The organism is Campylobacter sp. FOBRC14 (genome assembly GCF_000287855.1).
Taxonomy (GTDB): Bacteria; Campylobacterota; Campylobacteria; order Campylobacterales; family Campylobacteraceae; genus Campylobacter_A; species Campylobacter_A curvus.
In genome coordinates, this window is record NZ_ALJJ01000016.1 from 16,827 (window position 1) to 31,422 (window position 14,596).

Below are 14,596 nucleotides of genomic sequence, written 5' to 3' on the forward strand. Positions count from 1 at the left end.
CGATAGCGTCGCTTCATAAGATTTGACTACGCACAGCACGATATTTAACTGCTTGCAAAACATTATTTTTCAGAATTATTTATCAACCCCAAAATTCTCTCTATCTTACTTGGAATTTTCATCAAATTTTCATCCTCCACGCGGGAGTTTACATCTAAAATTTTAGGCTTAAATTTTATCGCTTTGAGCACGTTATCTTCGCCGATACCGCCAGCCAGCGCGAAACTAAACGGCTTTACGCCCCTTAAAATTTCCCAATTAAATTTGACTCCGTTTCCGCCTAAATTTTCGCCTTTGCAGTCAAATAGCGGCAGGTCATAATACCTAAAATCCGGCTTTGGCAGCTCATCTTTCACGCTAAACACCCGCCAAATTTGCATGCCCATATCCTTTAAATTCTCGTGCAAATTTCCGCTTGGCTCGTCATAAATTTGCGCCGCGTCAAGCCCTGCAAATTCGCAAATTTCCATTATCTCGCACTCGCTTTGCCCGGCAAAGACCCCGACGCAAAGCTTGCCATTTTCGTGCGCTATGTGCGCTATCTCGCGAGCCGTTTTCATACCCACTTGGCGCGGGCTTTTTGCAAAGATGACGCCTAGGAAATCGACCGCCAAAGCCGCCACGCTTGCCGCCTCGCTAGCCGCTTTTATCCCGCAAATTTTAATAAGCGGTCTCAAATTTAGCCCCCGATATACTCTTGAAAATAGCGATAAATTTTACCGCTTTTTATCGCGTCCATGATGAGTGGCTTCGCGTCGTTTGGCGTTTTGACGGCATCTGCGGTGTAGAGCGCAAACATCGCATTTAGCAGCACGATGTCAAATTTCGCTCCGCTTTCCTCGCCTTTTAATATCCGCACTAAAATTTCGGCGTTTTCTTCTGGCGAGCCACCCTCGATGTCGCCGTGAAATGCGCGCTTGAAGCCAAACTGCTCGGGTGTGATCTTATACTCCAAAATTTTGCCGTCCTTCACCTCGTGTATCAGCGTCTCGTCGCACAGCGTGATCTCGTCCATCCCGTCCATGCCATGCACGACGAGCGCATGCTGTCTGCCAAGTCGCAGCAAGGTCTGCGCCATCAGCTCATTGACCTCTTCTAAGTAGTTGCCGGCAAGCTGATATTTCAGTCCTAAATTTGGATTTAGAAGAGGCCCTAGCATATTAAAGACAGTGCCGATTTTTAGGCGTTCGCGTACCTCTTTGACCTCGGCTGTGATCTTGTGAAAAAGCGGCGCGTGAAAAAACGTCAGCCCCTTTTCGCGTAGCCTTGCGCGGTTTTCCTCGATGCTGCCCGTGATCGGCACGTTTAAAATTTTCAGCACATCGCTACTGCCGCTTTGGCTCGTGATCGCCTTGTTTCCGTGCTTTGCGACCTTCACGCCAAGGGCTGCTGCGATGAAGGCGACAGTCGTTGAGATGTTTATCGTTTTTAGCTTATCCCCGCCTGTGCCCACGATGTCGAAGATGTCGCCGCGATCCACGTAAGTCGTCGAGTATTTTAGGATATTTTGCACGAAAGCTGCGAGACTATCGGCGTAGAGGCTCTTTTCGCTAATGAGCACCAAAAGTCCCGCCAGCTGCACGATGTCGCACTCTTTGTCGTTTATCGCGCGGCAAATCACCTCGTAATCGCTACTTTCAAGCGGGAAGCCCTTTTGCAGCTTCGTCATAAACGGCGATAAATTCGCCGTTCGCGGCTCTTTTGGTGCAGGTTTTTCCTCTGCGCTTTTTAAATTTATGAAATTTTCGATGATCTTTTTGCCGTATTGCGTGAAGTAGCTCTCGGGGTGAAACTGGATGCCAAAAACGGGTCGGCTGACCTCGCGAAGTGCCATCACTACGCCATCATCGCTCATCGCAAGCGGTTTTAAATTTGACGGCAGCTCATCCACGTAAAGCGAGTGGTAGCGCATGACTTCAAATTTAGTCGGCAAGCCCGAAAACAAGGGCTCTGCCTCGCTTACCTCGATCATTGAGGTTTTGCCGTGATAGGGCTTTTCTAGCCGCTTTATCGCAGCCCCCGCCACGAGTCCGATCGCCTGATGTCCTAGACAAATGCCTAAAATAGGCACGTCAAGGTCGCTTTTTAAAATTTCAAGGCAAACGCCGCTATCCTTTGGGTGCTTTGGTCCCGGGCTTAAAATTATCTTGCTAGGGCGCATTTTGCGGATCTCTTCGAGCGTGATCTTGTCGTTTCGCACGCTTAATACCTCTTCGTTTGTCAGCTCGCGCACGTATTGCTCGACGTTAAAGACGAAGCTGTCGTAGTTGTCGATAAGTAATATCAAAATTTCTCCTTTTGGCTCATACCGACTAACGATACTTCGCCTTTAAATCATTTTTATTATTTTTAACCTCTCGCATTCGCGCTAAAATTTATCTTGATCTACGATCTCGCTCGCATTATTTTTAAACACATTTACCACGCTCGCACGTTTATGGCAAATTTCGGCGTATTCGCGCTCGCTTTGCGAGTCATACACGATACCTGCGCCAGCCCCTACGAACACGTCGCTATTACCGTCAGCACGCGGCACAAAGATCGCACTTCTAATCAAGATCGCCATTTGCACGTCGCCGTTAAAATGCAAAAACCCGATACCTCCGCCGTAGATATTTCTAGCGCCGGTTTCCAGCTCGCTTATGATCTGCATGGCGCGGATTTTGGGCGTCCCGCTAAGCGTACCGGCAGGAAATACGCTCCTTATCACGTCAAACGCGTCAAGCTCCTGCTTTTTCACGCCATAAACCTCGCTTGCGATGTGCATCACGCTCTCGTAATACTGAATATGCATAGGATTTTTCACGATCACGCTTTTTGCATTTGAGACGCGTCCGATATCGTTGCGGGCGAGGTCGATGAGCATTTTATGCTCGGCGAGCTCCTTTTCGTCGTTTATCAGCTCATTTTTTAGCCTCTCATCATCGTTAGCATCGACGCCGCGAGGTCTTGTGCCCGCGATCGGCGCTACGAAAATTTGAGAATTTCTCATCTCGAAAACAAGCTCGGGAGACGAGCCCACGACATCACCGTAAGGTGTAGGAAAATGAAACATATAAGGGCTCGGGTTTGCCACGCTTAGCTTTTTATAAAATTCAAAACTATCCATATCAGTGAGGATATGTAGCTGTTTGCCAAGCACGACTTGAAATATATCGCCGCTTTTTAGATACTCTTTTGCAATGCCTACGATGCTTTCAAAGTGTTTCTTTTCTGCCTCCAGATCGGTTTTTATCTTAAATTTGCTCTGCTTTTTTGGCGTATCGACCGGCTTTAAAGCGAGCAAAAAGTCATAATACCTCGCCGTGTCACCATAAAACGTATAAATTTTACTCATTTTATCAAAGTGCAAATACGCCTTTGCATCGGCATATATGAATCTTGGAAATTCATACAAAGGCGGCTTTTGCTCGCCTATCTCCTCAAAATATCTCACGCCCTCATAGGCAAATACGCCAAAAAGTCCGCCAAAGGGAGCGATATTTTTGTTACGATTCGTGTCAAAATATCCTCTAAGCCCCTCTAGATCGGTATCATCTGCATCTATATACTCACAGTCGATGCCGACGATAGTTTGTGTCTTATCCTCCGCCAGATAGCTATTTTTAAATCTCCGCCTTATCGCCTCGTAATAAAACAGCGGTTCGTATAAAAGCATGTCCGTCCTAAATTTTGATTTTGCCTATTATAGGCAAAAAAGCCTTTAAATTTTAAAAATTTTTGCCTTGCCTGCGATTTTTACACAAGTTTCAAACTCGTTTCGCTAAAATTTAGTATTTAAAGGATATATCATGCTCTTAGTCGGTCTGCTTGTCGTTGGCGTAATGGTTGGATTTATGTCGGGATTTTTTGGTATCGGAGGCGGAACGGTCGTAGTTCCCGTGATGATACTTTTTGGATACGATATCAAATACGCTATTGGTGTCAGTATCATGCAAATGATCTTTAGCTCGGTCTTTGGTTCGTTTGTGAATTTTAAAAGCAAGATGCTAGACATCAAACCCGCTTTAATTTTGGGCTTTGGCGGCTTTTGCGGCGCTCTTACTAGCGGCTTTATCGTGAGCTACTTCTCATCTAAATTTTTGCTTGGCGTTTTGATCCTCGTTCAGATCATAAATTTAATCAAGCTTTTTAAAACCCCTGCCGAGCCCGTAGGAGAAGCAAACGGATCTAAAATTTTACTATTTTTAGTGGGGCTTGTCGTCGGTGCGGTCGCTATAAGCGTTGGCATCGGCGGATCTGTTTTAGTTATACCCATACTCATCAGCTTTTTAAACTACGACATAAAAAGAGCGGTCGGTACGGGGCTATTTTTCGTCGTATTTTCTTCGACGGCAGGATTTTTAAGTCTAGCTGCACATGAGCTGGTACATTATGACGTAGGTATAATGCTAGGGCTTGGTTCGCTGATAGGAGTTTATTTTGGTGTCAAGACCTCGCATAAAATCAGCAAAACCGCACAAAAACGCTGGATGGTCGCACTTATCTCGACCATCCTTATGATAACCGTCAGAAAATTTTTGCTAAGTTAAGCTCGCAAATTCGCTTATTCAAGCTCGAAAAGCATATTTTTGCCGTCCTGATAGGAGAGGATATTTATCTTGCCATCCTTGAAAAATAGGCTTCTGGCGTTTGTTATCTCGCTTGGGTAGGCCACCGCTGCTACGATCTCTTCGCTTTTTGGATCGATCGTTACGATGACGTTGTGATTTTTGCTAAGCGCGTAAAGTAGCCCGCCCTCAAAGCTCATCGACGTCACGTATAGCTCGCCAAGGCTTTTTCCCTCTTTTAGATTCGCTTTTGGTGTGAATTCGCCCGATAGCGTGCGATCGTCAAGCGAAATTTTTGAGATCACGAATTTGTTTTTGTCTTTGTTGTTCGGGACGGTCGCGGTGTAGAAATACTTGCCGTCGGTCGCGATGCTGGCGATGTGATTAAATTTAGCCCGAACGGTATCTATCCTAGTTCGTCCAAGCCCCTTGCCTTGCCCTTCAAATTTATCCGCACCCTTTACGAAGTCCGCGTATTGCAGCGTCTCGTCGGCGTTAGGGTTTTTCGCAAATCTAAGAAGCGTTTTATTCGAGCCCATGAGGATAAATTTATCGTTCATAAAAGGGATCACGCCGACGATAGGATCGATCGTAGCCGAAAAATACGGGTCGATCTCGAGCTCGTCTTTTACTTTGAAATTTTCATCCGTGAAAAATACCTGCCATTTCGAGCTTGCGACGAATTCGCCGTTGATGAGAGCGAGCGAATTTAACGGCTTGTCGATGCCGATCTCATTTTTAGAGACGATAGTTAGGCTCTTGTCCGTGTTTAGCGGAGCGTTTTTAGGATCGTTATCAAATTTGACTCCCAGCTCCGCGCTAGCAGGTGCGAAAGCATAATCGGGCGCTTTGACGTCTCTTTTACCTAAAAATGAGATATTTTTCCAGTGATTTTTGTATCCCTCGTCACTCCAAATGATGTATTTCGAATCCAAAGTAAAGCGCACCGGATCGCCTTGTCCGTAGTATGGTGGCACACCCGTGCTGACGAATGCCTGAAACACATTTGAAGCGATGATTAGCGTCGCTATTACAAACGCGCAAAGCGAGGCTTTTGTAAATCTTCTAAATTTTTCGCCGTCCAGCTCCTCGTCAAAGGCGCTAAATTTAGGTGCAAAGAAAAATATCACGCCAAGCAGTAGCACGACCGCCCAAAATACGACCTCCGCCCAAAAATACGTGTGTATGCCAAAAACGGCGAGCCCGAAGCCCTGATCAAGATCGCGCATGGCGTGTATGCCGTAGTGCGCGAAGGACTGCCACAGCCCAAAGCCCGCCATTATAAGGATCATGGCGAGGTATCTTGCTTTCATGCCGTAGCGCACGATGAAAAGCGCCATCACGCCGATAAATATCATCGCCTCGCGCTGTCCCCAGCAAAGGGTGCAAGGGCTATCTTTTAGCACGTAGCCAAAATATAAATTCGCGATACCCACCGGCAAAAGGATGATCAAAAAGCCCGCCAAGCACATAAGCGCGTAGAAAAATTTCGCTTTTTTTATCTCATTCATGACCGCTCCTTACAGATTTATCGTCGTTAGCAGATTGCCCGACTTGTGCCCGATATATAGATATATCATAAAAAGCCACGAAACGACCACCAAACCAAAAGCGAATTTTTCTTTTTCCGGTTTTTTAATGACGATTATCATCGCTATTAAAACCAACAAAAGCTGCAAAAATTCCATCTTTTCTCCTTGAATTAATTTTTTATATTAAAGTCTAATTTTAATCATGTAACCTTAAAAATTAATTATAAAAAATAAATGTATTTTAAAATACAAGGCCTTCTTTTATAAAATATCGCTATCTAAATGAGCGCTTTGCAAATCTTAATTCACTCCACAAAATAACGACGCTATCGCCACTGATTTTTTACTTTGCTACAAGCAAAGGAGGCGATAATCCGGCTGTCTGCCTTATTTACAGCTTTACAAATTGCAGTTGCAAGCAAAGCGCATCAAAGCAAGAAACATAACGAGCTTAGCCTCTTGTAGGGATACTGTTTGCAAATTTCCTACTGTTACAAGCTTGCAAACGACTACCGGTTTACACCACAAACGCTATTTGAGTCTTTGATCGCAGTCGCTCCCGAGCGAGTAAAATTTGCGAAATTTTGCTTTGTTATACCTGCAAATGCAATCATAGAGTTTATGAACACGAAGTAAAAAATCGACGTGTGATTTTTGCTTGCGTAAGCAAACCGCTACTTATCTTATTTTGCCATGCAAAAAACAGCGACAAATCGACGATTCTTAAAAATAGGACCAAAAATTATCAGACAAAGACGTTAGCCAACTTTTCAAAAAAATATGCGTTTTCAAGCTTGGTTTGTATATTTTTGACGTAATCTTTTAAATTTCGCTCCTTGCCCTCAAACGGATCAAAATCGCAATTTTTGATCAATATATCAGCTAATTTTAAGATATCCTCAAATGAATTCTCGCCGTTAAATTTAAGTGCGATCCTTGCCTCAAGTCCGGTAAGTCCGACCCTTAAATTTAGCCCGTCAGCTAGCAATATCACAGGCTCATCAGTGTTTGCAAAATAGCTAAGATAGCCCGCCACGCAAGGCCTTAGCCTGCTCTTACCGTCCTGGTATCTCACGCTTTTTAGGGCGTTTGCAGAGATTTTTACATTTTGAGTCGCAAAGACCTCCATGAGCTGCATGAACGTAGTCTGAGCGTCTTGACCCGTGCATTGCAGCAGATCGTCTAAATTTAGACTATCAGGATATGCGTCAGCCAGAGCCTTTTGCACTTCGTTTGCAGGATCGCTTAAATTCAGCGCGAAATTTAGCCCGCTAAGCTCTTTCATACCAAGCTCGATATCAAGATCATCACTGCCGTTAAGGCACTCTTTATGTATCACTAGGCTTTTTCTAAACGAGCGGTTGAGCAAAAAGTCATTCATCTGCTCCTTTTGTATGCGGCTTGGATAGTTTCTGGCGATGTGTGCGTCAAAGCGGTAGATGCCAAGCACGCTTCTAAATATATCATCAAGCGAGCAGTCAAGTAGATAGTAAAGGCCGTTTTGCTCGAGCCTTTTGGCAAATTTATAAAAATATATCGGATCGTTGCAGATCTCTAAAAAATCATGCAAAACATAATAATCATTACCTTTTTTCATGATATTTTGCAAGAAATTTAGCTGCGTAGCCAGCAGCTGAGTGCTGTCGCGATAAACCTTATCTGTAGCGCTTTGAGCGTTAAATTTCAGATAATCTTGCAAGAAATCGAGCTCTCGTTTTGAAATTTCAAGCTTTTTTGCCCCACTTGCTTGAGAATCACTAGCAAAGAGCATGAAATCGCGCAAAACATCGAGGCTCTTCCAGCCTGGATAGATGTTATAAGAGATATAGGCCACACCGTTTGCGGACAGCAGTAGCTTCACCGAGCGCAAAAGCGCCTCTTTGACGCTATCATCTACCCAGCTATAAACGCCGTGAGCGATGATGTAGTCAAATTTCCCAAGCCTTTTCGCCTCGTTTTCATCAAGTTTTAAGATATCAAGCTCTATGAGGCTGAAATTTCCTATTCCCATATCTTTGGCGATTTTGTTTCCTGTGCTTACTTGAGTGCTTGAGATATCGATGCCAACGACATCGGCGCGCTCATTGTGAACGGCAAAGGGTAGGATGTTGCCACCATACGAGCAGCCAAACTCAAGTACTCTGGCCTCCTCAGGGGCGGGCGGATTTAGCCCAAGAAACCGGGCTATCGCGTGTATCCTAACAGGCGAACAATCGCTAAAAGCGGCCGAGAAATACGGCACTTCGTCATAATATTCTTTTACGTCGCTCATTTTGATCCGATCTTTTTTAAAATATATAAAAATTCCGTCACGTGCAGGCTTCTGCTGCCTAAATTCCTACTGCCGCGAAAAGCGTTGTATCTTTGCTCCAAGACCTTGAGCTCGCCGAATTTCGTGAGGTTTCGCTCGAAGCTCTCGCGCTCGATGAAGCCCTCGGAGTTAAACGAAATGATGATGAATTTCGCCTTTAGCTTGCCCACAAGCTCGAAAAAGCTCTGCTCGGCGACGGATTTTTTATTATACACGGACTTGTTCCAGCCCTTTGCGATGCCAGATACCCTTGAGATGCTCTGCGGGCGTTCATTTTTTGCTATCAAATTCAGCATAAAATAATTCGAACTGTAAGGATGCTGATTGTAAGGAGGATCGAGATACACGACGTCCATTTGCTCTAGCTCGCCCGCCAGGTCGTTCGCGTCTTTTTGACAGACTGCAAAGGGCACGTTAGATTTTGAAAATATCGGCATCGGCAAAGATATGCGCCCCATTATGCGCCCCAGTGCGTTTTTGCCCTCGCCGCCAAACTGTCCGATACCGCTTTTGTTTTTATAAAAGCCCTTAAAAACGCCGCTCGTGTTCGCCTTGGTGCTCGCCTCGTATAAGAGCGGAGCGATGAAAAAGTGCCTGATCGCTTCTGGTAAATTTTCTATCTGTGCCCTTGCGGTGTCGATATAAAGGGCGTTTTCTTTGGTGTAAAAGACCCTGTCCTCGCGCCTTATGTCGTCTTGATCTTTTGGCGCGTAAAGCTCGCTTACAAAGCCGCTTTGCGGATTTGATCTTATATTTTCAAGCAAAATTTCATGCCATCTGCCAAGCTCTTTTAGCTTCCTGGCGCTTACGTTTGCGAGGTAGCACTCGTTTGTTATCTTGGAGTAAAGCTCAAGATCGTTAGCTACCAAAAAGCTAGAGTGGCGCTTTAAAAACCTAGCCACGATGCCAGAGCCCGAAAACAGGTCCACGCACCTTAGCTTATCGCGGCCAAGCTCATCTTTTGCGCGCTTGAGGCCTTGCCCGATGAAGCCAAGCAGCGCGCGTTTGTTGCCAAGATACGTGAGGATTTGCTTGCTTAGATACTCCTGATTTTCCATTTCAGCCGTTTTTTCTAGCAAATTCTTTCATGAATTGCACTAAAATTTTGACGTTTTCTTCGCTCACGGCGTTGTAAATAGACGCGCGGATACCGCCAAGATGACGGTGTCCTTTAAGGCCTAGCATGCCCGCCTCTTCGGCCTGAGCGACAAATTTTGGCTCGAGCTCGCAGGAGGCGGCGATATTAAAGCTCACGTTCATGTCAGAGCGACTATCGAGCCTTGCGTGTCCTTTGTAAAAGCCGCCTGAGCTATCGATGGTATCGTAAATGAGCGCCGCTTTTTTGGCATTTTTCTTTTGTATCTGACTTAGCCCGCCTTGATCAAGTAGCCACTGCATCGTTAAATTTAGCAGATATATCCCGAATGTCGGAGGCGTGTTGTAAAGCGATTTGGCCTCGGCGTGCGTTTTGTAGCGTAAAAATATCGGCACGTTCGGGCTGCTCGTGCGATCTATCAGATCTTTTCTTATTATCACGATGGTGACTCCGCTAGGACCGGCGTTTTTCTGCGCTCCGCCGTAAAGCAGGCCGATGTTTGAAAAATCAAGCGGTCTAGCGAAAAAATCGCTCGAAGCGTCGATGACTAGGGGAGATTTGGTCTTTGGCAAGGCCTTATACTGCGTGCCGTAGATGGTGTTGTTGCTACAAATGTAGGCAAAATCGGCATCATCGCTAAATTTCACCTCGGGGATCATGGCGAAATTCTCGCTCTCGCTGCTTGCCACTATGCTTGGGCTGATGCCTAGAGTCTGCGCCTCTTTTATGGCTTTATTCGTCCAAACGCCCGTGTTTGCATATTCGGCCTTGCCGCCTTGATAGAGGTTCATCGGTATCATCGAAAACTGCAGATGCGCTCCGCCTTGTAAAAATAAAATCTCATACTCTTCGCCGATGCCGTAAAGTGCGCGGATCTTATCCATCGCTCCAAAATGCACCTCTTCAAAAATTTTGCTCCTGTGGCTTATCTCCATTATAGAAAAGCCCTTGTTTTGGTAGTTCGTAAGCTCGCTTTGCGCGTGCTTTAGCACCTCTAAAGGCAGCGCGCTAGGTCCTGCGCTAAAGTTTATTTTCCTATTCATATTCACTCCTTTTATAAAATTTTAGCCGTTTTATGCGTGCTTTGAGATATCAGCCACACCTCATCACCCGCTTTTAACGCCTCAAGTGTTACGTTTTTGCCGTCCATCCTTACCTCAATGAGATCTTTTGTGCTTTCAAAGAAGATTTCGCGCATCTCATAGGCTTTTTCAAGTGATTTTAGATCAGAGCCCAGCTTTAAAATTTTGCTTGAAATGAGGCTGTTTAGCACCGTTTGCTTGTTTTCTATCTCGCTAAATTTTAGCTTTATGCGCGCCTTGATAGCGTTTGTGGAGAATTTCGAGGCTAAAATTTCAAGACGGCTTTTTTTATTTGCGAGTTTAAGGCCGATAGCGCCTCTAAGCTCGTCTTCGAGCTTATCGATATACTGCAAAAAGGCCTCGCTATCAGGCAAGATGTCAAGTATCGCAGCACTTGGCGTTAGGGCTCTGCGGTCAGCCACGAAGTCGCTTATGACGTAGTCTATCTCGTGTCCTATGGCGCTTACGACGGGCGTGGCGGCGTCATATATGGCTCTAGCCAGCCCCTCGTCGTTAAAGCACCACAGATCCTCTCTACTGCCTCCGCCGCGCGCTAAGACTATCACGTCGGCTCCGCTAAGATCGGCCTTTTTAAGCGCTCTAATAAGCGAGCTCGGCGCATTTTCGCCCTGTGTGAGCGCATCGAAGATCAAAATTTTACTGAGCTTCCAGCGCGTCGAGACAACTTTTAGCATGTCTTGTAGCGCTGCGGACGTAGAGGAGGTCACCAGCGCGATACGCTTTGGCAAGCGAGGGATAGGCTTTTTATGGCTTATTTCAAAAAGCCCCTCGCGCTCCAAACGCTCCTTTAACTGCCTAAAAGCAAGCTCGAGCTCGCCCTCGCCGTCAGGACGCAACGTCGTAGCTACGAGCTGATACGAGCCGCTTGGCGTATAGAGCGAGACCTTGCCGTAGATCACGACCTTCATCGCGTCTGCCACGTCAAATTTTAGCTTCGCGTTATTCATCCTATACATCACCGCCGAAACGGCCGCTTTTTCGTCCTTTAGCGTGAAATACCAATGCCCCGAGCTATGCTTCGTAAGGCGCGAAATTTCGCCCTTTACCTCGACATAGTCAAATGTCGTCTCAAGCAGGCTTTTTGCCTGTTCGTTAAGCTCGCTGACACTTAGCATGAAACGACCTTTGAGGCTAAATTTTCGCGTATTATCATCGCGCACTCTTGTTCGTATCTAGCGACGCCTCGCACACCTTTTTAGCGATAAAAAGCGTCGAGATATCCATGCTAAAGCCCTTGCAAAGCTGCATCTCAAAGCCGGCCTCCTCGAGCTCCTCGCAAAAGCTTTTGGCGTCCAGGAAATTTTCTATCGAGCTTGGCAGATAGAGGTAGGCCTCTTTGTTTTTTGAGATCGCACCGCCTATGCGAGGCAAAATTTTGCTTAGATAAAAGTCTCTTAGGCTGGTGATCAGCCCTTTTTTCGAGCGTTTGGTAAATTCTAAGACCACGACATATCCGCCCATTTTCAAAATGCGGTTAAATTCCGCTAATGCCGCCTTTCGCTCGACGACGTTTCGTATGCCGTAGCTGATGCTTAAAATTTCGCCAAATCCGCTCTCTAGCCCGGTCTCATCCGCGTAAGCCTCGATAAATTTAAAATTTGGGAATTTTTCTTTGGCTTTGCTCAGCATGCCGCTTGATGGATCTACGCCCACGAGCTCATCGATCTTTACGCCAAATTCCGCGGATATCTGCGACCAAAGCCCCATCATGTCTCCCGTGCCGCAAGCAACGTCGATGATGTTTATATTTTTATTTCTAAAAATGCTTAGCATATATCTACACGCGTATTTTCGCCAGCTGACGTCTATGCCAAGGCTCAAGACGCGGTTTGCGATGTCGTAAGTAGGTGCGATCTGGTTGAACATATCGACGATTTTTTCTTGTTTTTGCATAAGTTTTTATGACCTTTAAATATAATAAATTTTTAAATTTCGTGAAATTTTGCGAGTTTGACGGATAAATTTTACCCGTTTTTTCAAGATCTCCTCGCGCAGTTTATAGATTTGCTTGTAAATTTTGTTTTGGATCTTGCTTGAGGGCTCACTTTGAGGGATCTTGTCCAAGATCTCAAGCCAAACGTCGCGGTCTTGAAGCTCGCCAAAGAGCTCCTGCATGAGCTTTAGGCGGTTTTGATATTTTTTAAATCCCACTATCTCAAAAACGCCCGAAAAGCTCTCCAAAACGTATCTGAGGCGCTTAAAGTCGATGCGGATCTTATGAAAATTTTCGTTCACGCTCTCATCGCTGAGCGCCCAAATTTTACGCTCTATGCTCACTAGCTGCGACCTTATACGATAAGCGGCAAGCCTTGCTAAAGCCGCATTTGCGAGCTTTGCTTTATAAAAGTCGCTCTCCTCGGCTAAAAATAGCTCCCACTCTCTTAAAAAATCAGTATTTGACTCGTCGTTTAGGTGCTTTTTGACGTTTTCATGCTCGACATCTCTTGCCTTTGAGACGAGATAAACGAGCTCGTCCGCATTTTTTTGTGTCTTTAAAAATTCCAAAAACACATCAAGGTCACGCTTTTTGTTGGTGGAGTTGGCTAAAATTTTAAATTTCTCACTAAAAAAGCCGCTCACTCTCTCGTCAAAAACCCCTTCAAAGCTTTTTAGCAAGGAGCGAGTTTTCCTCAAATTCACGCGAAGCTGATGAAGCGCCTCATCATCGCCGCCTTTTAGATATCCGCTTTTGTGATCCTCGATGATTTTTGAAATTTTAAAAAACAATACTCGCAGTGCATCGGCGGCTTTGATATTTGGCATGAAATTTAGCTCTATATCGTGCTCTTTTATCACTCTAAATGCGGCATTTGCGTCAAAATTTTCCGCTGCGTTGCCGTGAAGGGCTATATACTTGTTTTTATATCTTTGATCGCAGGTAACGTCGGCCTCAATGAAATTTCGCAGGAATTTCGGTAGGTTGAAATAAACCGCCTCGGCTTCGTCTTTAAACTCGACCTCAAGCGTGCAAAGCCCCTCTTGCGCACCTTTGAAAACGTCGATATTGCAAGGGTTGTTGTTTAGTTTAAAAAGATAGCGGTCTTTGTAGATAGGTGCACCGATGTGGCTTTTAAAGGCGTTTTTAAACTCTTTTTTATCGCACTCGCACTCGTTTTCCTCGCGAACAAGGTCTTTGCCGATCTTGATCGTTTTGATGAATTTCGCGTCTTCGCTTCGGTAGCGGACCTCTTCGTTATCGGTGATTTTCGTATAAAACTGAAGTATTTCGAGGCGTTTAAAGCTAACGCTCTCGGCGCTTAAAAATTCAAGGATCTGCGAATTTTTAAGCAAAAATTTGCGCTCTATCTCCAAACCCACAGCCATCTCCTGAAATTTTTATATCGGCTCTTTTTCAATAGGTATTGATTTTTTAAAATTTTAAACATTCTAGCAAAGTCAAATCTTACGAAACGACGCTATCGCCGCCGATTTTTCACTTCGCTATCGCTCGTGAAGCAAATAAGATTTGCAAAGCGCTTATTTTAAATCATCAATGCTTTGTTAAAAAGGCTTGTATATTTTATCAGGTTGTGGCTTAAATTGCTATCCGCAGTGTTTGCAACTTTTAACGCTGGCTACCACGTTTAAACGATCTATTATGTTGCCTAGCTTTCGCTCCAGCGCCTCTTGATATCTGCCAAGCTCGGCATCCTCGTAGCTAAGATCCTCTACATGCCCGCAAGTCTCGCAAACTACGTGGATATGAGGATATTCGTAGATATCGTATCGCGGTTTTTGATTGACGATATTTACCTCGACGACGAGACCTTCGTCCTTTAGTGTATTTAAATTTTTATACACAGTCGCCAAGGAAACGGACGGATTTTCTTTTAAAATTTCGTCATAAAGCTCGTCGATCGTGGGATGCATGTGACGATCTAAGATCCTAAGGACGCTTAGACGCTGCGGTGTGACTTTTAGCCCGGACTGTTTCAATAATGATACGTATTGCATAAATTTTCCTTTTTTTAGGCAAATATTAGCAAATTTAACTTTAAACGTTA

Annotated in this window: 14 protein-coding genes; 2 read left to right on the plus strand and 12 right to left on the minus strand. The window is 45.1% G+C overall.

Translation table 11 applies throughout. The features are described from left to right. Positions 1–62 precede the first annotated feature (62 nt). The 3 genes from HMPREF1139_RS07435 to HMPREF1139_RS07445 form a co-directional block, all read right to left on the minus strand. Positions 63–677 carry a phosphoribosylanthranilate isomerase gene (locus HMPREF1139_RS07435; RefSeq protein WP_009650894.1) on the minus strand — a complete coding sequence of 205 codons (615 nt, stop codon included), beginning with the start codon at positions 675–677 and terminating at the stop codon, positions 63–65. A 2-nt stretch (positions 678–679) separates the two neighbouring features. Then, the gene (gene trpD / locus HMPREF1139_RS07440) at positions 680–2,287 is read right to left on the minus strand and encodes an anthranilate phosphoribosyltransferase (RefSeq protein WP_009650926.1); all 1,608 of its coding nucleotides are present in this window, start codon (positions 2,285–2,287) and stop codon (positions 680–682) included. A gap of 81 nt (positions 2,288–2,368) precedes the next feature. After that, positions 2,369–3,658 (minus strand): anthranilate synthase component I family protein, encoded by a 1,290-nt coding sequence (locus HMPREF1139_RS07445; protein ID WP_009650867.1) that lies wholly within the window; start codon positions 3,656–3,658, stop codon positions 2,369–2,371. Positions 3,659–3,791: 133 nt separating this feature from the next. Here HMPREF1139_RS07445 and HMPREF1139_RS07450 point away from each other — a divergent pair, with 133 nt between their 5' ends. After that, a complete protein-coding gene (locus HMPREF1139_RS07450) occupies positions 3,792–4,532 on the plus strand; it encodes a sulfite exporter TauE/SafE family protein (protein ID WP_009650941.1) in 741 nt (246 codons plus the stop codon). A 14-nt stretch (positions 4,533–4,546) separates the two neighbouring features. Here the strand turns inward: HMPREF1139_RS07450 and dsbI are convergent, their stop codons facing one another. After that, complete coding sequence (dsbI, locus tag HMPREF1139_RS07455) at positions 4,547–6,061, minus strand: disulfide bond formation protein DsbI (protein WP_009650805.1); 1,515 nt, start codon at positions 6,059–6,061, stop codon at positions 4,547–4,549. 9 nt (positions 6,062–6,070) lie between these two features. After that, the gene (gene dba / locus HMPREF1139_RS07460; RefSeq protein WP_009650864.1) at positions 6,071–6,238 is read right to left on the minus strand and encodes a disulfide bond formation protein Dba; all 168 of its coding nucleotides are present in this window, start codon (positions 6,236–6,238) and stop codon (positions 6,071–6,073) included. Positions 6,239–6,556: 318 nt separating this feature from the next. Between dba and HMPREF1139_RS11750 the strand changes: the two genes are divergently transcribed. Further along, entirely contained in the window at positions 6,557–6,718 is a 162-nt protein-coding gene (locus tag HMPREF1139_RS11750; protein WP_009650815.1) for a hypothetical protein, read from the plus strand. A 109-nt stretch (positions 6,719–6,827) separates the two neighbouring features. Here the strand turns inward: HMPREF1139_RS11750 and HMPREF1139_RS07465 are convergent, their stop codons facing one another. From HMPREF1139_RS07465 to HMPREF1139_RS07495, 7 genes are all read right to left on the minus strand, one after another. Beyond that, the gene (locus HMPREF1139_RS07465; protein WP_009650826.1) at positions 6,828–8,354 is read right to left on the minus strand and encodes a class I SAM-dependent methyltransferase; all 1,527 of its coding nucleotides are present in this window, start codon (positions 8,352–8,354) and stop codon (positions 6,828–6,830) included. Then, on the minus strand, positions 8,351–9,451 hold the full coding sequence (locus HMPREF1139_RS07470; RefSeq protein WP_009650798.1) for a DNA adenine methylase: 1,101 nt from the start codon (positions 9,449–9,451) through the stop codon (positions 8,351–8,353). Before HMPREF1139_RS07470 ends, HMPREF1139_RS07465 begins: the two co-directional genes overlap by 4 nt. Position 9,452: 1 nt before the next feature. Further along, positions 9,453–10,532, minus strand: coding sequence for a phosphoserine transaminase (gene serC, locus HMPREF1139_RS07475; protein ID WP_009650830.1), 1,080 nt, complete (start codon positions 10,530–10,532; stop codon positions 9,453–9,455). Between the two features lie 11 nt (positions 10,533–10,543). Continuing rightward, a complete protein-coding gene (xseA, locus tag HMPREF1139_RS07480) occupies positions 10,544–11,707 on the minus strand; it encodes an exodeoxyribonuclease VII large subunit (RefSeq protein WP_009650816.1) in 1,164 nt (387 codons plus the stop codon). A 34-nt stretch (positions 11,708–11,741) separates the two neighbouring features. Next, positions 11,742–12,485 (minus strand): bifunctional demethylmenaquinone methyltransferase/2-methoxy-6-polyprenyl-1,4-benzoquinol methylase UbiE, encoded by a 744-nt coding sequence (gene ubiE, locus HMPREF1139_RS07485; protein WP_009650863.1) that lies wholly within the window; start codon positions 12,483–12,485, stop codon positions 11,742–11,744. A 15-nt stretch (positions 12,486–12,500) separates the two neighbouring features. Beyond that, a complete protein-coding gene (locus HMPREF1139_RS07490) occupies positions 12,501–13,916 on the minus strand; it encodes a CYTH and CHAD domain-containing protein (RefSeq protein ID WP_232209612.1) in 1,416 nt (471 codons plus the stop codon). A gap of 219 nt (positions 13,917–14,135) precedes the next feature. Next, positions 14,136–14,546 carry a Fur family transcriptional regulator gene (locus tag HMPREF1139_RS07495; protein WP_034966351.1) on the minus strand — a complete coding sequence of 137 codons (411 nt, stop codon included), beginning with the start codon at positions 14,544–14,546 and terminating at the stop codon, positions 14,136–14,138. Positions 14,547–14,596 lie beyond the last annotated feature (50 nt).